Origin of the sequence: Tardiphaga sp. 841_E9_N1_2, from assembly GCF_051811065.1 — a bacterium.
Taxonomy (GTDB): Bacteria; Pseudomonadota; Alphaproteobacteria; order Rhizobiales; family Xanthobacteraceae; genus Tardiphaga; species Tardiphaga robiniae.
On the sequence record NZ_JBPWQC010000001.1, the window covers coordinates 1,232,819 to 1,251,174 of the forward strand.

Annotated in this window: 17 protein-coding genes; 10 read left to right on the top strand and 7 right to left on the bottom strand. The window is 62.9% G+C overall.

The window, feature by feature from the left end:
* Positions 1-71: 71 nt before the first annotated feature.
* Positions 72-329, bottom strand: coding sequence for a hypothetical protein (locus tag AB8A50_RS05815; protein ID WP_139285837.1), 258 nt, complete (start codon positions 327-329; stop codon positions 72-74).
* 236 nt (positions 330-565) lie between these two features.
* Here AB8A50_RS05815 and AB8A50_RS05820 point away from each other — a divergent pair, with 236 nt between their 5' ends.
* From AB8A50_RS05820 to AB8A50_RS05855, 8 genes are all read left to right on the top strand, one after another.
* Positions 566-688, top strand: a complete 123-nt coding sequence (locus tag AB8A50_RS05820) for a hypothetical protein (protein WP_276509758.1) — start codon at positions 566-568, stop codon at positions 686-688.
* Positions 689-932: 244 nt separating this feature from the next.
* Entirely contained in the window at positions 933-1,868 is a 936-nt protein-coding gene (locus AB8A50_RS05825; RefSeq protein ID WP_439079924.1) for a septal ring lytic transglycosylase RlpA family protein, read from the top strand.
* Between the two features lie 122 nt (positions 1,869-1,990).
* Entirely contained in the window at positions 1,991-3,250 is a 1,260-nt protein-coding gene (locus AB8A50_RS05830) for a D-alanyl-D-alanine carboxypeptidase family protein (RefSeq protein WP_439077127.1), read from the top strand.
* A 1-nt stretch (position 3,251) separates the two neighbouring features.
* Complete coding sequence (gene tmk, locus AB8A50_RS05835; protein ID WP_092143015.1) at positions 3,252-3,938, top strand: dTMP kinase; 687 nt, start codon at positions 3,252-3,254, stop codon at positions 3,936-3,938.
* Complete coding sequence (locus AB8A50_RS05840) at positions 3,935-4,981, top strand: DNA polymerase III subunit delta' (RefSeq protein WP_439077128.1); 1,047 nt, start codon at positions 3,935-3,937, stop codon at positions 4,979-4,981. Before tmk ends, AB8A50_RS05840 begins: the two co-directional genes overlap by 4 nt.
* Positions 4,982-5,053: 72 nt before the next feature.
* The gene (gene metG, locus AB8A50_RS05845) at positions 5,054-6,619 is read left to right on the top strand and encodes a methionine--tRNA ligase (protein ID WP_439077129.1); all 1,566 of its coding nucleotides are present in this window, start codon (positions 5,054-5,056) and stop codon (positions 6,617-6,619) included.
* A gap of 9 nt (positions 6,620-6,628) precedes the next feature.
* A complete protein-coding gene (locus AB8A50_RS05850; RefSeq protein WP_439077130.1) occupies positions 6,629-7,435 on the top strand; it encodes a TatD family hydrolase in 807 nt (268 codons plus the stop codon).
* Positions 7,432-8,229: an MBL fold metallo-hydrolase gene (locus tag AB8A50_RS05855; protein WP_439077131.1), complete on the top strand. Its 798-nt coding sequence runs from the start codon at positions 7,432-7,434 to the stop codon at positions 8,227-8,229. The genes AB8A50_RS05850 and AB8A50_RS05855 overlap by 4 nt, the downstream gene beginning before the upstream one ends.
* On the opposite strand, the gene AB8A50_RS05860 is transcribed toward AB8A50_RS05855, so the two are convergent.
* The 4 genes from AB8A50_RS05860 to AB8A50_RS05875 all read right to left on the bottom strand — a co-directional run bounded on the left by AB8A50_RS05860 (position 8,210) and on the right by AB8A50_RS05875 (position 13,778).
* A complete protein-coding gene (locus AB8A50_RS05860; protein ID WP_439077132.1) occupies positions 8,210-8,896 on the bottom strand; it encodes a hypothetical protein in 687 nt (228 codons plus the stop codon). The two genes, AB8A50_RS05855 and AB8A50_RS05860, sit on opposite strands and share 20 nt — an antisense overlap.
* A 184-nt stretch (positions 8,897-9,080) precedes the next feature.
* The gene (locus AB8A50_RS05865) at positions 9,081-10,730 is read right to left on the bottom strand and encodes an acyl-CoA synthetase (RefSeq protein ID WP_439077133.1); all 1,650 of its coding nucleotides are present in this window, start codon (positions 10,728-10,730) and stop codon (positions 9,081-9,083) included.
* A gap of 121 nt (positions 10,731-10,851) precedes the next feature.
* Positions 10,852-12,747 (bottom strand): TRAP transporter large permease, encoded by a 1,896-nt coding sequence (locus tag AB8A50_RS05870; protein WP_439077134.1) that lies wholly within the window; start codon positions 12,745-12,747, stop codon positions 10,852-10,854.
* A gap of 11 nt (positions 12,748-12,758) precedes the next feature.
* Positions 12,759-13,778: a TRAP transporter substrate-binding protein gene (locus AB8A50_RS05875; RefSeq protein WP_175369049.1), complete on the bottom strand. Its 1,020-nt coding sequence runs from the start codon at positions 13,776-13,778 to the stop codon at positions 12,759-12,761.
* 230 nt (positions 13,779-14,008) lie between these two features.
* Between AB8A50_RS05875 and AB8A50_RS05880 the strand changes: the two genes are divergently transcribed.
* Entirely contained in the window at positions 14,009-14,782 is a 774-nt protein-coding gene (locus AB8A50_RS05880; protein WP_439077135.1) for an SDR family NAD(P)-dependent oxidoreductase, read from the top strand.
* 153 nt (positions 14,783-14,935) lie between these two features.
* Here the strand turns inward: AB8A50_RS05880 and AB8A50_RS05885 are convergent, their stop codons facing one another.
* Positions 14,936-15,781 (bottom strand): helix-turn-helix transcriptional regulator, encoded by an 846-nt coding sequence (locus tag AB8A50_RS05885; RefSeq protein ID WP_439077136.1) that lies wholly within the window; start codon positions 15,779-15,781, stop codon positions 14,936-14,938.
* A 96-nt stretch (positions 15,782-15,877) separates the two neighbouring features.
* Here AB8A50_RS05885 and AB8A50_RS05890 point away from each other — a divergent pair, with 96 nt between their 5' ends.
* Positions 15,878-16,768, top strand: coding sequence for an SDR family oxidoreductase (locus AB8A50_RS05890; protein ID WP_439077137.1), 891 nt, complete (start codon positions 15,878-15,880; stop codon positions 16,766-16,768).
* A gap of 192 nt (positions 16,769-16,960) precedes the next feature.
* Here AB8A50_RS05890 and AB8A50_RS05895 read toward each other — a convergent pair whose 3' ends face one another.
* Positions 16,961-18,247, bottom strand: a complete 1,287-nt coding sequence (locus AB8A50_RS05895) for a serine hydrolase domain-containing protein (RefSeq protein WP_439077138.1) — start codon at positions 18,245-18,247, stop codon at positions 16,961-16,963.
* Positions 18,248-18,356 lie beyond the last annotated feature (109 nt).

Here is an 18,356-nt window from a genome sequence, read left to right on the forward strand (position 1 = left end):
ACAGTTCCGCCCGCGGGCGCAGGCGCCCGTCTGGCCGCTATGGGTGATGGCTTTCGCGGTCGTCACCGTGATCAATGCAGCGACATTCCTTCCGCACTAGCGGGAACAGGTGGCTGCTCACTCGAAGCTGCAGCATTCGGCAGGCGCCACGACCCGAGCACATAGAGCTTCATGCTGTTGTGGAAGCGCGATGTAACGACGGTGAAGATGGCTTCGGGATGTTCGGCCCAGATCGCGATCTGGTAGAGCGTCACGATCAGGTGGCCATCGCGAAACCTGTACTCTCCCGCACCGGTGATCCCGCCGCAGTCCGTCCTTGAAACGTCCATCACCATCCCCAACATCCCGCCGCAAGAGTCCCGCCAGGAATCGCGTCAGCGCGTTCCGCTATCAAATCCAAATCATGCGCGATCGTTCAACTAACAAATAGTTGAAACGGACGGGGAGCCAGTTGCGGAAATTAATCTCCGTTAGCGGCGGGCCGCAAATTCAAAACAAACCGCAGCGGGGATCTTAAAAATCATCATGTATTGCTGTGCCCAACGAGAATGCCGGGGGCTTTGTGGTGATCGAGACCTTGTTGTTGCTGAGTGTCGTTGCCGGTGTCGGCGGCCTGCTGGTGCAGGTCTATCGCTGGCGTCAGGACGTGTTGTACGGCCCCTATATCCGCCGCGAGTGGTACGATTGATCGTGCACGGCGCAACTTGAGGGAGAACACCGCGCGCCGCGCGGTGTGTGCAGCGCGAGATGATCACCCGTTGTACGGGCCAAAATACGACATCCTCTGTTTACCATACGGGGGCTCTCCCCATTTCCGCCGCGATCCGGCTGCGATATATTCACCACTTGATGCGGAAGTGGGCCGCATCGGGATTTTGGCCGTGGGGATGCCCGGAGATGGGCAGGCGGCCGCTGGAATGGTATTGGGGCGTATGGGGATTCGTGGGTCAAACCGACTCGGCCAGGCTGTTCAGACAGCAGCGGCCATCAGCGCCTGTCTGGCGTTGGCCAATTGTTCCTCCTCCACCACCAGCTTCAGCCGCCTCGATCCGAAATATGGCGTCTCGAGCAGTCCTCGGGTCGTCGGGATGGGCGAGCCGGTTCCCAAGGGCGGCGGCACCTACCGTATCGGCAAGCCCTACACCGTCGCCGGCAAGCTCTATGTGCCGGAAGAAAACATCAATTACCGCGCTGAAGGCATCGCCTCCTGGTATGGCGACGCGTTCCATGGCCGTCTGACGGCCAATGGCGAAGTGTTCGACATGGCCTCGCTCACCGCGGCTCATCCGACGCTGCCGATCCCGAGCTATGCCCGCGTGACCAACGTCTATAACGGCAAGTCGCTGATCGTTCGCGTCAACGATCGCGGCCCGTATCACGGCAACCGCCTGATCGACGTCTCGAACAAGGCGGCCGAACTGCTCGAATTCAAAGGCAACGGCACCGCCAAGGTTCGCGTCGAATATGTCGGCCGCGCGCCGCTGGAAGGGTCGGACGATCGCCAGCTCGTTGCCACGCTGCGCACCGGTGAGCCGGCACCGTCGCCATCGCTGGTGCGTGTCGCCTCGGCGCGCTCTTTCGTGCCCGACATGCAGGGTGGTCGTGTTGTCTCGCGCGATGTCCCTCTGCCGGAGGGCCGCCCGTATTCGCTCGGCAATACCTCGGCCGATGTGGCCTCAATCCGCTCAACGTCGGAAATGTCGGCGTCCAGCCGCGTGCGCACGGCATCGGCGCCGCGCATGACCGAGAACCACCGCGCGGTGTCCTATGAGAGCAACGCCGCATATGCTGCGCCTGCCGAGCCGGATGACGGCACGGTCGATGCGCGCGGCGCTCAGGCGATCCTGTCCGGCCGCGGTCTCTACTAAGCCGGTTCGTCGTTCACGACCGACACCAGACGGGCGCAGCATGGCGCCCTGATCTGCGTTGCGCCTTGCCGCGTTGTTTGCCTCCGTTGATCCTGTTAAGACCTGAGCACTCAGGACAGCACATGGCATCTGGCTCCATCCCCTTGAAACGACCGCAATTCGCCGCGCGGAGCTGGCGAACGCTGCTGGCTGCGCTGGTTACGTTTGGCGTCGCCCTCGGCCCAACAGCGCAGGCTGCGAACCAGAGCGTGCAGGGCGCCAAGAAGGTCGTCGAGGACGGTGGCTACGACACCGATGCGCCGACCGCGATCCTGATCGAGGCCGGCTCCGGCAGCGTGCTGTTCGAGAAGAATGCGGACGAGCTCCGCGCGCCCTCCAGCATGATGAAGCTGATGACCGTCGAACTGGTGTTTGACGCGCTGACCCGCGGCGACATCAAGCTCACAGATGAATATCGCGTCAGCGAGAATTCCTGGCGCAAGGGCGGCGCGCCGGCCGGCGCGTCGACCATGTTTGCCGCCATCAACAGCCGCGTGCCGGTCGCCGATCTCTTGCGCGGGGCCATCATCCAGAGCGGCAACGACTCTTGCATGATCCTGGCGGAGGGCATCGCAGGCGGCGAGGCGGCCTTTGCCGAGAAGATGACGGCACGGGCGCGTGCGCTGGGCATGCCGAAATCCACCTTCGCCAATTCCAACGGTCTGCCGGACCCCGGCAACAAGATGACGGTGCGCGAGCTTGGTCTGCTCGCCCGACATATCGTTCGCACCTATCCCGAATTCTACAAACTGTTCGGCGAGCGCGAATTCACCTGGAACAAAATCCGTCAGCAGAACCGCAATCCGTTGCTGGCGACGCTGGACGGCGCTGACGGTTTCAAGACCGGCTACACCAAGGATGGTGGCTACGGCATGGTCGGCTCGGCCATCCGCGACGGCATGCGGCTGATCGTGGTGATCAACGGTCTGGACGATCCGGACGATCGTGCGACCGAGGCAAAGAAGCTGCTGGAGTGGGGTTTCAAGAATTTCGAGGCCCGCACGCTGTTCGCAGCCGAGCAGACTGTCGGCTTCGCCAAGGTGTTTGGCGGCGAGAGCCGCTCGGTCGCGCTCTCGGCCAAGGAGCCGGTGAAGGTGATGGTGCAGAAGAACGGCACCGACAAGCTGATCGCTCGCGTCGTCTACAAGGGCCCCGTGCGTGCACCCATCGAGCCCGGTCAGCCGGTCGGCGTGATCAAGGTCTGGCGCGGCGCCAATATCGCCGTCGAAACGCCGCTCTATACGGCGGCCGCCGTCGGCACGGGATCGACCATGCGGCGCGCCGTCGACGGCGCCGGTGAGCTGGTGATCGGACTGTTCCGCGCCGGCGCCGAGAAGCTCTGACATGACGGACACGCCCACGACACCGCCGCCGCGCGGTCGCTTCGTCAGTTTCGAGGGCGGCGAGGGCGCCGGCAAATCGACCCAGATCAAGATTCTGGCTGACCGGCTGGAGGCCGAAGGCAAGCGCGTCATCGTCACCCGCGAGCCCGGCGGCTCGCCCGGCGCCGAGATCATCCGTCATGTGGTGCTGTCGGGCATGGGCAAACTGCTCGGCCCCGAAGCCGAGACGCTGCTGTTTGCCGCGGCGCGCGACGACCATGTTCATGCGGTGATTGCGCCGGCGCTGGAGCAGGGCATCTGGGTGCTGTGTGATCGCTTCTCGGATTCGACGCGGGCCTATCAGGGCCGGCTCGGGCATGTCTCGCCGGAACTGCTCAATGCGATGGAGCGCGTCACCATCGGACGGCTCAAACCGGATCTTACCGTCATTCTCGATATCCCGGTGTCGATCGGCATGCGGCGCGCAGCAGCGCGGCGTGGCAATGATGTGCCCGACAGGTTCGAGGCCGAGGGCATCGCCTTTCATCAGGGGCTGCGTGACGCGTTCCGGCAAATCGCAGCCGATGAACCGCAACGCTGCGTACTGATCGACGCCAATGCAGATTCAAAGATCGTATCGAACAATATCTGGGGCGTGTTGCGCCGACGCCTTCTAACGCCGTCGAACCACGAGGTCACTTCGGCATGAGCGCAAAGTCGTCCGAGCAAACGATCTCGGTTCCGCATCCGCGCGAGACGACCGCGCTGTTCGGTCATCAGGATGCCGAGGCCACGCTGCTCAACGCCTATCGCGGCGGCCGCATTCCGCATGCCTGGCTGATCGGCGGCCCGCAGGGCATCGGCAAGGCGACTTTGGCCTATCGCATGGCGCGTTTCGTGCTGGCGCATCGCGATCCCGCATCACCGCAAGTGCAATCCGCAACATCGCTGGGTCTCGATCCGATGCATCCGGTCGTGCGCCAGGTCGCCGCCGAATCCCATGGCGGGCTGCTGACGCTGGAACGTTCGCTCAACGACAAGGGCGTGATACGCACGGTCATCACCGTCGATGAGACCCGGCAGACCGTGTCGTTCTTTGGCTCGACCGCTGCTATCGACGGCTGGCGCGTCTGCATCGTCGACACCGTCGATGAGCTGAACGCCAATGCCGCGAACGCGCTGCTGAAGGTGCTTGAAGAGCCGCCGTTGCGTTCGCTGTTCCTGCTGGTGACACATGCGCAGGCTCGCGTGTTGCCGACCATCCAGTCGCGTTGTCGCAAGCTGGCGCTGCGTCCGCTTTCCGTTGCCGACGTGACCCGCGCCACGTCGCAGGCCGCCGAGATCGAAACCAGCGATCCCTTGCTCAAAGAGGTTGCTGAAGCCTCCGAAGGCAGCGTGTCGCGCGCTCTGAATCTGCTCGGAGGCGGTGCGCTGAAACTGCACCAGCGCACCGCCTCGCTCCTGAACACGCTGCCCCATGTCGATCCGCGCGAGCTGCATGCGCTGGGGGATGCGCTGGGGACCAGTGACCGTGTCGCGCTCGGCGCCTTTGTCGACAGTGTCGACCGCTGGATCGGTGAGCGGATGCGGGCCGATGACGCCAATGCCAACGCCAATCTGCCCCGCCTTGCGCGGCTGGCGGAGGTATGGGAAAAGATCAACCGAGCCGCGCGCGAGACCGAATCCTACAATCTCGAGCGAAAACCGCTGGTTTTCTCGGTGTTTGGACTGCTCGCGGAAGCAACGCGCTGATCGCTGCGAGACTGGTTTCAGCCGATCCGCGCTTCACCAAGATCGTCTTATTCAAGGTCCGTAAAGTCAGCCATGACATCTGCAACCGATGCAACCCGACCGGCGTATTTTTTGACAACGCCGATCTTCTATCCCAATGGCGTGCCGCATATCGGTCATGCCTATACGGTCATGGCGACCGACACGATTGCCCGCTTCCAGAGGCTCGACGGTTACGACGTCCGTTTCCTGACCGGAACGGATGAGCATGGTCTGAAGATGCAGCAGACCGCCGTCAAGGAAGGCCTGACCCCGCTCGAACTGGCCGACCGGAATTCGGCGCGTTTTCGCGAGATGGATGTCGCGCTCAACATTTCCTATGACGACTACATTCGCACCACCGAGAAGCGCCATGAGCGCTCCGTTCAGGCGCTGTGGGTCGCGCTCGAGAAGGCTGGCGCCATCTATCTCGACAAATATGCCGGCTGGTACTCGGTTCGCCAGGAAGCCTATTTCGACGAAGCGGAAACGACGCTCGGCGACGATGGCGTGCGGCGTGAGCCGCTCGGCTCGCCGGTCGAGTGGACCGAGGAGGAAACTTATTTCTTCCGTCTGTCCGCCTACCAGGACAAGCTGCTCGATCTATACGCGCGCGTTCCGGACTTCGTGTTGCCGCGCGAGCGTCTCAACGAAGTGACGAGTTTCGTCAAGGGCGGCCTGCAGGATCTGTCGATTTCGCGGACCACGTTCGACTGGGGCATCAAGGTGCCGGGTGCGCCCGGCCATGTGATGTATGTCTGGATCGATGCGCTGACCAACTACATCACGGCAGCCGGCTATCCGGATGTCGATGGCGAAAGCTTCAAGCGCTACTGGCCTGCGAATCTGCATGTGATCGGCAAGGATATCGTTCGCTTTCACGCGGTGTACTGGCCTGCATTCCTGATGGCGGCAGGCGTCGACGTCCCGCATCGCGTTTTCAGTCACGGCTTCCTGCTCAACCGCGGTGAGAAGATGTCGAAGTCGGTCGGCAACGTGGTCGATCCGATCGGCATGGCGCAGCAATATGGCGTCGATCAGATGCGCTATTTCTTCATGCGTGAAGTCTCGTTCGGGCAGGACGGCAGCTACAATCACGAAGCCATCGTCAATCGCACCAATGCTGACCTCGCCAACGATCTCGGCAATCTCGCGCAGCGCTCGCTGTCGATGATCGCCAAGCAGTATGGCGGCGTGCTGCCCGAGCCCGGCGACTTCAGCGACAACGACAAGGCCATCCTGGCGCAGGCCGACGGCATGCTGGAGCTCGCGCGCACCGCGATGGCGACGCAGCAGATCCATCAGGCGCTAAATGCGGTCTGGGCCGTGGTCGCCGAAGCCAACCGCTATTTCGCGGGCGAGGCGCCGTGGGCGCTCGCCAAGACCGATCCGAAGAAGCAGGCCACGGTGCTCTATGTCACCGCCGAAGTCGTGCGGCAGGTCGCGATCCTGGCGCAGCCGGTAATGCCGGCGTCATGTGCGAAGCTACTCGATGTGCTTGGCATCCCCGATGGCGAACGCGACTTCACGGCAATTGCGACCCGCATCAAGGCTGGCACGCAACTGCCGACGCCGACCGGCGTATTCCCGCGCTATGTCGAGCCGCCGGCTGCGAGCTGAGTTTGCGAGATGCTTGTCGATAGCCACTGCCATCTGGATTTCCCCGACTTCGCCGACGATCTCGACGGCATCGTCGCGCGTGCCGAAGCCGCGGGCGTCGGCAAGCTCGTGACCATCTCGACGCGGGTGCGCCGCCTGCCGGCGCTGCTCGCGATCGCGGAGCGCTTTCCGAATGTCTATTGCTCGGTCGGCACCCATCCGCACAATGCGGACGAGGAAGACGGCATTCCCGCCGAAGAACTGATCGAACTGACGAAGCATCCGAAGGTCATCGCGCTCGGCGAAGCCGGGCTCGATAATTTCTACGAGCATGAATCGTCCGGCGCTCAGGAGCGCGGTTTTCGCGCCCATATCGCTGCAGCCCGCGCGACCGGATTGCCTCTGGTGATCCACACGCGCGAAGCGGACGAGCAGTGCGGTACCATTCTCGCAGACGAGATGGCGAAGGGCGCGTTCAAGGCAGTGCTGCATTGCTACACCGGCGGACGGGAGCTGGCGATGAAGGCCATCGACATGGGCCTGTCGATCTCCTTCACCGGCATCATCACCTTCAAGAAGTCACAGGAGCTGCGCGATCTCGCCGCTGAGCTTCCCGCCGACCGCATCATGGTCGAAACCGACGCGCCGTATCTGGCGCCCGGCAAATGGCGCGGCAAGCGCAACGAGCCATCCTATGTGGTCGAGACGGCGAAGGTGCTCGCGGAAACCCGCGGCGTGTCGCTCGAAGAACTGTCGCGGCAGACCACCGAAAACTTCTTCCGCCTGTTCAGCAAGGTGCCTGCCGTGAACGCGTCTGGCACTGGCGTGCCTGCATGACGCTGGTCCTCACCATTCTCGGCTGCGGATCCTCGGCGGGCGTACCGCGCCCGGCGCTGGGCTGGGGCGCCTGCGATCCCGCCAATCCAAAAAACCGTCGCCGTCGGTGTTCGATGATGGCGGAGCGGATCGGGCCCGAGGGCGTCACGCGCGTTGTCATCGACACCTCGCCGGACCTGCGCGAGCAATTGATCGACGCCGATGTCGATGACATCGATGCGGTCTTCCTGACGCATGAGCATGCGGACCAGACCCACGGCATGGACGACCTCCGCTCGGTGGTGTTGAAGCGGCGCAAGCGTATCCCGGTCTATATGAATGCCTCGACGGCGACTGATATCATGCTGCGCTTCGGCTACTGCTTTCAGTCGCCTCCCGGCAGCGACTATCCGCCGATCCTCGATCGCCTCAGCATCGAGGCCGGCGAGAGCCGAACCATCACGGGGAAGGGCGGCGACCTGACGCTGACACCGTTCCTGGTCCAGCATGGCAATATCCCGGCGCTGGGCTACCGGATCGGCAATACCGCCTATACGCCTGATCTCAACGACATCCCGGAAGAGAGCTGGCCGGCGCTCGAAGGTCTCGATCTCTGGATCGTCGACGGGCTGCGCTATACGCAGCATCCCAGCCATTTCAGCATCAGTGATGCGCTGCGCTGGCGCGATCGCTTCAAGCCGAAGCGGACGGTGATCACCAATATGACGGCGGATGTGGATTACGAGGCGGTAAAAGCGATACTGCCGGAGGGGGTGATCCCCGCCTATGACGGGATCAGGCTGACGGTGGAGTAATTTGAGCAGCGAGTTTTTTCATTGCTGCATTTTCAAAGGTCACTTCGCCGGCCTCTCGACTATGCAAAGCTATCTCTGCGGCGATTGAGCGACCGATAATTCGCTGATCAATATTGCCAAACCGACCAGGCACGAGACGTCCCAGCCAACCGACCCAGGCCGGGGTATGCGCGTTGCCGACAATAATGCCGGGCTGGAAGATCGCGAGGCGGCTGAGGCCGATGCTGCGCAAATTGTCTTCCTTCATGCCCATGACGCGGACATAGCGAAACCGGCTCTGGGCTGTGCTTCCTACTGCAGACAGCAGGCAGAACTGGGCGATGCCGGCGTCACGGCAGCCACGCGCGAAGGCGCCGACAACGCCGAGTTCAAGGCGCTTCAGCTCCTCTTCGCTCCACCGCATCGATCCGGAACCGACACCCACGCAGCTCACGGCGCTGGCGGGCCCTTGGCTTAAAACTTCACGGGCTAGGGCGGCAGTGCGTTCGGCAAAGTCAGCAGCGCCGGTATCGAGAACGACGTTGCGTACCCGCGGTCGCGCGGCAATGGGCTTCCTGGTGATCATCACCACTTCCCGGCATTGGGGAATTGCCAGCAGCTCCGCGACGGCTGCACCACCGACTTGGCCGGTCCCGCCGAGAATGATTGCGGCGAAGTTCTGCGTCATATGTGGGACCTCTGCGTCGGCAAGGGGACGACGAGACCCTTACACCAATCTCGTCATTCCGGGGCGCTCGCGCATCTTGCGCGGGCGAACCCGGAATCCAGAAGTGTTTTGAACATAACGGGATTCCGGGCTCGTGCTCTCGGCTTCGCCGAGACCCCGCCCCGGAATGACGAGTTTGCTGCAATCAGCTACTGAACGACCCCGTCGACTTCACCTGATCCCGCAGCAGGAACTTCTGGATCTTCCCCGTCGACGTCTTCGGGATCACGCCGAACACCACGGCCTTCGGCGTCTTGAAGCCGGGCATCTGCGCGCGGCAGAACGCGATGATGTCGGCTTCCGTCGCCTCGGCATTGGTCTTCAGCTCGACGAAAGCGCACGGCACTTCGCCCCATTTCGCATCGGGCTTGGCGACCACGGCGGCGAACAGCACGGCCGGGTGTTTGTAGAGCACGTCCTCGACTTCCACTGACGAGATGTTCTCGCCGCCGGAGATGATGATGTCCTTGGAGCGGTCCTTGATGGTCACGTAGCCGGCAGCATCGAGCACGCCGAGATCGCCGGTGTGGAACCAGCCGCCTTCGAAGGCCTCCTTGGTGGCCTTCTCGTTCTTCAGGTAGCCCTTCATCACGATATTTCCGCGGAACATGACCTCGCCGATGGTCTCGCCGTCGCGGGGCACCTCCTGCATCGTTTCGGGATCGATCACCGTCACGGCTTCCTGCAGGTGATAGGGCACGCCCTGGCGGCGCTTCAGGTTGGCGCGCTCATCCGCGGGCAGGGCATCCCAACCGGGCTGCTCGGCGCAGACCGAGGCGGGGCCATAGACCTCGGTCAGGCCGTAAACGTGAGTCAGCTTGATGCCGATTTTCTCGGCGCCCGACAGCACGGCCATCGGCGGCGGCGCGCCGGCGATCGAGCCCTGCACGAGAGGCCCGCCCGAATAAACCGGCGCATCGGGCGCATTGATCAGCGTGTTGTAAACGATAGGCGCGCCTGACATATGAGTGACGCCGTGCTCGCGCATCAGCGCGAAGATCTTGGTCGGATCGACCTTGCGCAGGCAGACATTGATGCCGGCACTCGCCGCCACGGTCCAGGGGAAGCACCAGCCGTTGCAGTGGAACATCGGCAGGGTCCAGAGATAGACCGGATGCTGGCCGAGGCCGGCTGCGAGAATGTTGGAGACCGCGTTGAGGTAGGCGCCGCGGTGATGGGTGACGACGCCCTTCGGATTGCCTGTGGTCCCCGATGTGTAGCCAAGCGCGATGGCGTCCCATTCGTCGAGCGGGAAGGCGCTGGTGAAATCGGGGCTGCCTTCGGCGAGGGCGGCTTCATATTCAAGTTCCCCGATCCGCTGGCCGCCGGCGAAGGAGACGTCGTCGACATCGATCACGGTCGGCTTCGGTCCGGTCATGAGACCGAGGGCCTCGGTGATCACGCTGGAGAATTCCGGATCGACCAGCAGCAGCCTGGCGCCGCCATGGTCGAGCTGGAACGCGATGGCCGCGGCGTCGAGCCGGATGTTCAGGGCGTTGAGGACGGCACCGGTCATCGGCACCGCGAAGTGCGCTTCGTTCATCGCGGGCAGGTTCGGCAGCATCGCCGCGACGGTGTCGCCGCGCCCGATGCCCCGCCCGGTCAGGAACGAGGCAAAGCGCCGGCAGCGTTCATAGGTTTGCGCCCAGGTGAAACGACGTCCCTCATAGACCGTGCTGGTGAGGTCCGGATAGACCGCCGCGCTGCGCTTGAGAAAACTCAGCGGCGACAGTGGCACGAAGTTGGCCGGAGTCTGGTCGAGGCCGACGCTATAGGCGCCCTGATCTGGGATCATTTTAAGACTCCTATATTTAGTTCAGTATCTTACGTAAGATATCTCATGTATCAGGTTATCACAGAAACGATCTTCGAAAATTACGCGAGGTAATGACCATAACCTTCTGAAAGATTGTATCTTAAAGGAACCCGATCGATATCCATGGGAAGATCGCCACGATGATCAGGCCGATCAGCAACGCCAGCAGATAGCCGAGGATCGGCCGGATGCCTTCCGCGGGATCAACACGGCCGATGGCGCAGGCGGCATAGTAGCCCACGCCGAAGGGCGGCGCGAACAATCCGATGCCCATGGCGAGGATGACGACCATCGCATAGTGGACCTCGTGGACGCCGACCAGCCGCGCGATCGGGAACAGCAGCGGCCCGAACAGCACGATGGCGGGGATGCCTTCCAGCACGCTGCCGAGGATCACAAAGGCGACGATGGAGACCGCGATGAAGGTCGCGCCGCCGCCCGGCAGGCCCGTCATGGCGGCGGCCAGCGAGCGCGAGAAGCCGGACTGGGTGAGGCCCCAGGCCATGCCGGTCGCAGTTCCGATGATCAGCAGGATTGCGCCGGAGAGGCAGGCCGTATCGACCAGCATCGGCTTCAGCCGGTTCCAGTCGAACTGACGATAGATCAACAGGCCCGCGAGCACGGCATAGACGATGCCGATGGTGGAGACCTCCGTGGCGGTCGCCACACCCTCGACCACGGCAGCGCGGATCACGAAGGGCAGCGCGATGGCCGGCACCGAGATGATGAAAGCCTTGAAGATGTCGCGCCCGGAAGCCCGTTTGACGTGACTGAGGTCCTCGCCGCGATAGCGCCACCACACCAATGCGCCGAGTGTGATCGCCAGCACGACGCCCGGCAGCAAGCCGCCGGTGAACAGCGCCGAGATCGAGACGCCGGTGACCGAGCCGATGGTGATCAGGACGAGGCTTGGCGGAATGGTTTCGGTCTGTGCGCCGGTCGCCGAGAGCAGGGCGACGAGATCGCCCGGCTTGGCGCCGCGCGCCTTCATTTCCGGGAACAGCACCGGCGCCACGGCGGCCATGTCGGCAGCCTTGGAGCCGGAAATGCCGGAGACGAGATACATGGCGCCGATCAGGACATAGTGCAGGCCGCCGCGGACATGGCCGAGCAGGCTGGCAAGGAACGCCACCATGGCGCGGGCCATGCCGGTCATCTCGATCAGCAAGCCCAGGAACACGAATAGCGGGACAGACAGCAGGATGAGATGGCTCATGCCCTCGTCCATGCGGCCGACCAGCACCATCATCGGGGTGTGTGTGGTCAGCGCCATATAGCCGAAGATCGCGAGGCCAAAACCGAAGGCAATGGGCACGCCGGCGAACACACACAGCGCCACGACGCCGACGAAGAAGATGATCAGGTTGAGATTGCCGAGGGTCCGCAGCAGCGGCTCGGCAAGCCAGAACAGGCCGATGATCGCTACCACGGTGCCGAGCGCCGTCAGCACGGTGCGCACCTGACCGTAGCGCACCAGCCGCAGCAGCGCGAAGACGATCATCAGCGAGATGCCGACCGGCAGCGCGGCCGCGCGAAAGCTGTTGGCGATCTGCAGTGCCGGCGTGGTGATGTAGCTTTCCTCATAGGCGTATTCGAAGGACGGCGCGACGATCATCAAGAGGAAGGCGAGTGCGGCGCAGGTCCCGACGACGTCGAGAAAGGCCCACATTCGGGGACCGACCGACGCCACCAGCGCGGTCATCCGCATATGCTCGCCGCGCCGGAACGCCACGGCGGAGCCCAGCATCGCCAGCCACAGGAACAGGATCGAGGACAGTTCATCGGACCAGATCAGCGGACGGTGGAAGCCGTAACGGGCGACCACGCCGATGAACAGGATGATCACCTCCGCCACCACCAACAGCGCCGCGGGAATCTCGACCAGATGGCCGAGCGCGCGGTCGATGGAGGTCAGGATGGCGTCGCGGCGGGAGAGGGGCGCCCTCTCCACGCTGGACGCCCCGCTTTCGAGGGCGGAGATGTCATGCACGGCCATATTGGTTCCGATCAGCCGAGCTTGCCGACGGCCTTCTCAAGAATGGCCCAGGCTTCGTCTCCATATTTGCCCTGCCATTCCTTGTAGAAGCCGGCCGACTTCAACTTGTCGCGGAACGGGCCGGGCTCGAGCTCATTGAAAGCCAGCCCCTTTGATTCCAGTTCGCCGCGCAGATTAGCGTTGAGTTTGGCGACGTCCTCGCGCTCCTTCATGCCGGCGGCATTGATGTTCTTGGCGACGATGTCGCGCAGATCGGCCGGCAGCTTCTCCCAGGCGCGGCGGTTGGCCAGGAACCAGTAGCCGTCCCACATGTGGTTGGTCAGCGAGCAGAACTTCTGCACTTCGTAGAACTTCGCCGTCGAGATGATCGCCAGCGGGTTTTCCTGGCCTTCGACGACCTTGGTCTGCATCGCCGAATAGACTTCGCTGATATTGATCGAGGCGGGCGCACTGTCGAACGCCTTGAACATCGAGGTCCACAGCGGCGACACCGGCACGCGGATCTTGAAGCCTTTCAGATCGTCCGGGCTCTTGATCGGCTTCGTGGACGAGGTGATTTCGCGAAAACCGTTGTCCCAGATCTTGTCCATGACCACGAGATTGGCCTTGGTGATCTCCTTGCGGATATAGGCGCCGAGATCGCCGTCCATGGCCTTCCAGACCGTGTCGTAATTCGGGAAGGCGAAGCCGATGCCGTTGATCGAGGCGGCCGGCACCAAAGTGGCCAGGATCAGGCCGGACAGCGTGAAGAACTCGACGCCGCCGGAGCGGATCTGGCTCAACATGTCGGTGTCGGAGCCGAGCTGGTTGTTGGGGAATACCTGCAGGTCGACCTTGCCGTTGGTCTCGGTCTTGATCGCCGCCGACATCTCACGGGCGCGGATGTTCATCGGATGCGTATCGGGCAGGTTATTCGCGTATTTGTAGACGTATTCGGCCTGCTGCGCGCGCGCGATGAACGGCATGCTGACGCCGCCAAATGCAGTCGCGGCGGCCGATGCCTTCAGCAGAGTCCGGCGTGAAATCGTCATTTTGTTTCTCCCAACCACTTCTTTGTTTGCCTTTGTGAGGCCCAAGGGCCCTTGCCGTCTGGTCATCATGCCCGGGCTGCCCGGTCAAGCCTTTTCGCCGTGCGACCAAAGGCCAAGGCCCAATAGAGGGCGCCCGCGCACGGCTTTTGCGCCGCGCGAATTTGTGGGAAGCATCGCGCGACTGAAGCCGCCGGCAGCCAGGACCGGTGGAGGAAACGCAAGGACAGCATATGAATAGGGATCACGGCGTAGCGATCATCACCGGCGGCGCATCGGGAATCGGTTTGGCGATCGCCAAGGCGGCCGTGGGCGAGGGCTGGAAAGTGCTGCTCGCCGACCTCACCCAGCCTGCTCTGGATGTCGCCAAGGCCCAGGTCGACGCCATCAAAGCCGGTGTGACCAAAACCGTCGTCATGGATGTGGCCAATGAAGACGCCGTGATTGCCGGCCTGCAGGACTGCGAAGCCGGTTTCGGCCCGGTGCGTGGCCTGGTGAATTCTGCGGGTATCGGCCGTCAGGTGCCGTTCTTTGAGACCTCGGTGAAACTGTTTCGCGAGATCCTCGACATCAATCTGGTTGGCACCTTTGCCGTTGCCAAGGAAGCTGCGCGGCTGATGAAGGCTCATGGCGGCGGCGCCATCGTCAATGTGGCGTCGGTGTCGGGGCTGCGCGGCAATATCGAGCGCTCGGCCTATGGCGCATCCAAGGGCGGCGTCGTCACGCTGACCCAGGTGATGGCCTGCGAACTGGCACCGCTGAAGATCCGCGTCAACGCCATTGCGCCGGGCCCGTTCGAGACGCCCATGGTGCAGGAGATGCACACGGTGGCAACCCGGGAAGGCTGGATGCAGGTCGTGCCGCAGCGGCGTTATGCCGAACCGGAGGAGGTCGCTGGTGCCGCGATGTTCCTGCTGGATGACAGCAAGTCGAGCTTCGTCACCGGCCACATTCTCAATGTCGATGGCGGCTTCGCTGCGCATGGACTGCTGCCGAAATATCCGTAGCAAGAAACTCGTCATTCCGGGGCGCGGGCGTACTTTCGCGCACGCGAACCCGGAATCCCGACCTAGTGAAAACACATCGAGATTCCGGGCCTTCGTCTAGACCGGCAAGCCGGTCATGACGAATCCCGGAATGACGAGATTGTCGCTACGCACCTAGCCCTTCGCCGCGATCAGCGCCTTCATCCGCTCGGCATCTGCAGCCGTCTCCGGCGTATAGACCACCATGCCCAAATTCGGCAGGCCATCGACCGAAAATGTCGAATAGCTCATCGTGAATGGCCCGACCTCGGGATGGTTCACATGCTTCTTGCCTTCGCCATAGCTGCTGACGTCGTTGTCATGCCACATGGCTGCGAAGTCGGGGCTGATCCGGCACAGTTCAGCGATCAACGTCTGGGCGCGTTCTGATGCGCCGCTGCGCGTGATGTCGGCGCGAAATGCCGCCACGGCGAAACGTGCATCATTCTCCCAGTCCGGCATCTTGGCGCGGACATTCGGACGACAGAACAGGATGCGCAGGACGTTGCGGTCCTCGGGCGCGATGTTCGGATAGTCGCCAAGCACGGCCAGTGCCGCACGATTCCAGGCTACGATGTCCCAGGTTGCGTTGCGGACGACGGCGGCGCTGAACTCCATCGAATCCAGCACGCGCTGCAGCGTCGGCGTGACGATATCGGACGGCTCGTAGTGGACTTCCGGCAGCCTGTGCTGCGCCAGCAGAAACAGATGCTCGCGCTCGACTGTCGATAATTCCAGTGCGCGTGAAATCCGGTCGAGCACATCGGCCGATGGCGCGCCGCCGCGTCCTTGTTCCAGCCATGTGTACCAGGTGGCGCTGACATTGGCGCGCTGCGCGACTTCCTCGCGCCGCAGGCCCGGCGTGCGGCGGCGCTCGGACGAGAAGCCGAATGCCACGGGATCCAGCCTGGCGCGGCGATCCCTGAGATAAGCGCCCAGCGGATTGGAGCCAGAGCCGGAAGTTGTTTCGGTGACCGTCATGCTCAGCCTGTTAGTCGCCATACCCGTATAACGTCACGGCTTCACGCAGTGTACCGCAGGACCGATACATCCGCGCATTCACGAGAGGAATATCACATGCGTGTCTTCGTTACCGGTGCTTCGGGCTTTGTTGGATCTGCGGTGGTTCAGGAATTGATCGGCGCCGGTCATCAGGTGCTCGGTCTTGCGCGCTCGGATGCATCTGCCAAGGCGCTGGCCGACGCTGGTGCCCAGATCCATCGCGGCGATCTGGAAGATCTGGACAGCCTGCGGTCCGGGGCTGCCAATTCAGACGGCGTGATCCATACGGCCTTCATCCACGACTTCTCGAAATTCAAGGAAAACTGCGCGATCGACGCGCGTGCCATCGAGACGCTTGGCGACGTGCTGGCAGGCTCCGAGCGGCCCTTGATCTTAACTTCCGGCATGGCCTTTATCGCGCCCGGACGTCTGGCGACCGAAGACATGGGCCCGTCCAGCGCGTCGCCAAGCCCGCGCATATCAGAGCAGGTCGCCGAACGTCTGTCGGCACGCGGCGTGCGTACTTCGTCGGTCCGGCTGCCGCCATCGGTCCATGGCGATGGCGACCATGGCTTCGTGCCGATGCTGATCAATATCGCGCGGGAGAAGGGCGCCTCGGCCTACTTCGGCGACGGTCTCAACCGCTGGCCCGCCGCACATCGGCTGGACGTCGCCCGGCTCTACAGGCTCGTCCTCGAGCACGGTTCCGCCGACATTCGGTATCACGCCAGCGCCGAACAAGGCGTCACGTTCCGGGAGATCGCCGAGATCATCGGCAAGCACCTGAACCTGCCGGTCGTGTCAAAGTCGCGCGATGAAGCCGCCGATCACTTCGGCTGGTTCGCAGGTTTCGCGGCCATGGACGCACCGGCGTCCAGCGCCTGGACACAACAGCGGCTTGGCTGGCGACCGACGCAGTCAGGGTTGATCCCGGACCTCGATCACGTCAGATACTTCGGCGGCTGAGGCCATATCGGCCGTGGGGCCACAAATTGGTTCGGATGGCTGTTCGGTCAACCGGATATCGCAACAATTTGAGCTAAGTCTCTGGGATCGCTATGAGATAAAATATTCCATAATATACCTTATGCGAATCCGAGATATTGGCGTGTGGTCCCAGTTTCAATTCTCTTAAATCGCACCCCGGCCACGCTCCCGCTATTTCCTGATCGCGTCGTAGACCAGCGTCTTCAGGATCGGCTGGATGCGGCCGCGCTGGGTCGGCGTCTGCACCATCAGGATCATCACCATGTCCTGATCCGGATAGGTCCAGAAGTAAGTCCCGGCGGCGCCGCCCCAGGCCATCTCGCCGACAAAACCGGGAACGCCGTCATCGCCGGGTCCGGTGCGAACACCGAAGCCGAGGCCGTAACCGAAACCGGCGCCGGGATAATAATAGGCCCAGGGCTTCACATCGCTCGCCGGCGCTACCTGGTTCTGGCGCATCAGCTGAACCGACTCGGGCTTCAGGATTTGGACGCCGTCGAGCGTGCCGCCATTGATCAGCATCTGCAGGAAGCGCGCGTAATCGCCCGTGGTGGCGTTGAGCCCGCCTCCTCCGGATTCCCATTTTCGCTTCAGCGTGGGATCGCTGATGGTCTCGTTGCCGATGATGCGGTCAGTTGGCATCGGCTGCGCAATGCGCGGCGCTTTAGCGGGATCGAGCACGTAGTAGCCGGTGTCGGTCATGCCCAGTGGATCGAACAGATACTGCTTCTGGAAATCGTACAGCGACTGGCCCGAGGCGATCTCGATGACGCGGCCGAGAAGATCGGTCGAATGGCCGTAGTCCCACACCGTGGCCGGCTGATAGGCCAGCGGCAGTTTCGCAAGCCGCGCGGCAAAGTCGGCATTGTCGAAATCGCCGTCGAACAGGCCGGCATCGAGATAGAGCTGCGTGATCAGGCCAAGATTGGTGAAAGCCGAACTGATGCCGGACGACTGCCGCATCAGGTCGAGCACGGTGATCGGTTTCTTGGCCGGCGCAAAGTCCAGATAGGGTTTGCCGCTGGCATCCGCGCGTTCGGTCGCGACCTGCGGATGGGCGAAAGACGGAATGAACGTGGCGATGGGATCGTCGAGCCTGAGCTTGCCCTGCTCGACCAAGATCATCGCCGCGACCGATGTCACCGGCTTGGACATCGAATAGAGCCGGAAGATCGTATCGGTCGTCATCGGCGCCATGGTCGCGGGATCGCGGACGCCAAAGCCCTCATAATAGACCGGCTTGCCGCGGTGCTGGATCAACATGATCGCGCCGGCGAGATGGCCTTGGCCGACTTCGCGGTCGAGCATGTCGGAGACGCGGTTCAGGCCGTCCTGGGAAAAGCTGCTGAGATCAGGCTTGTCGGTCAGCAGGCTGGTGCCTGCCAATGCGGGCGTGACCAGCGCTGCGGCGATGGTGAGGACGGATAGGAAGTCGCAAGATCGTCGCAAGATTGACACTGGATTTCCGCAAGCCGGCTTGAACACGGCCGGACGTTAACATCGAGATATTTCAGATGCTTGTCGGAAAATCACGCAATTTGCCGATATCGCGGTTTTACAGCGATCG

Bases quoted from the DNA above. Each gene is read 5' to 3' on its own strand.
- AB8A50_RS05880 (WP_439077135.1), top strand. From the start codon at position 14,009: ATGAATAGGGATCACGGCGTAGCGATCATCACCGGCGGCGCATCGGGA.
- AB8A50_RS05885 (WP_439077136.1), bottom strand. From the start codon at position 15,781: ATGACGGTCACCGAAACAACTTCCGGCTCTGGCTCCAATCCGCTGGGC.
- AB8A50_RS05875 (WP_175369049.1), bottom strand. From the start codon at position 13,778: ATGACGATTTCACGCCGGACTCTGCTGAAGGCATCGGCCGCCGCGACT.
- tmk (WP_092143015.1), top strand. From the start codon at position 3,252: ATGACGGACACGCCCACGACACCGCCGCCGCGCGGTCGCTTCGTCAGT.
- AB8A50_RS05860 (WP_439077132.1), bottom strand. From the start codon at position 8,896: ATGACGCAGAACTTCGCCGCAATCATTCTCGGCGGGACCGGCCAAGTC.
- AB8A50_RS05840 (WP_439077128.1), top strand. From the start codon at position 3,935: ATGAGCGCAAAGTCGTCCGAGCAAACGATCTCGGTTCCGCATCCGCGC.
- AB8A50_RS05830 (WP_439077127.1), top strand. From the start codon at position 1,991: ATGGCATCTGGCTCCATCCCCTTGAAACGACCGCAATTCGCCGCGCGG.
- metG (WP_439077129.1), top strand. From the start codon at position 5,054: ATGACATCTGCAACCGATGCAACCCGACCGGCGTATTTTTTGACAACG.
- AB8A50_RS05850 (WP_439077130.1), top strand. From the start codon at position 6,629: ATGCTTGTCGATAGCCACTGCCATCTGGATTTCCCCGACTTCGCCGAC.
- AB8A50_RS05870 (WP_439077134.1), bottom strand. From the start codon at position 12,747: ATGGCCGTGCATGACATCTCCGCCCTCGAAAGCGGGGCGTCCAGCGTG.
- AB8A50_RS05865 (WP_439077133.1), bottom strand. From the start codon at position 10,730: ATGATCCCAGATCAGGGCGCCTATAGCGTCGGCCTCGACCAGACTCCG.
- AB8A50_RS05855 (WP_439077131.1), top strand. From the start codon at position 7,432: ATGACGCTGGTCCTCACCATTCTCGGCTGCGGATCCTCGGCGGGCGTA.
- AB8A50_RS05890 (WP_439077137.1), top strand. From the start codon at position 15,878: ATGCGTGTCTTCGTTACCGGTGCTTCGGGCTTTGTTGGATCTGCGGTG.
- AB8A50_RS05825 (WP_439079924.1), top strand. From the start codon at position 933: ATGGGGATTCGTGGGTCAAACCGACTCGGCCAGGCTGTTCAGACAGCA.
- AB8A50_RS05815 (WP_139285837.1), bottom strand. From the start codon at position 329: ATGGACGTTTCAAGGACGGACTGCGGCGGGATCACCGGTGCGGGAGAG.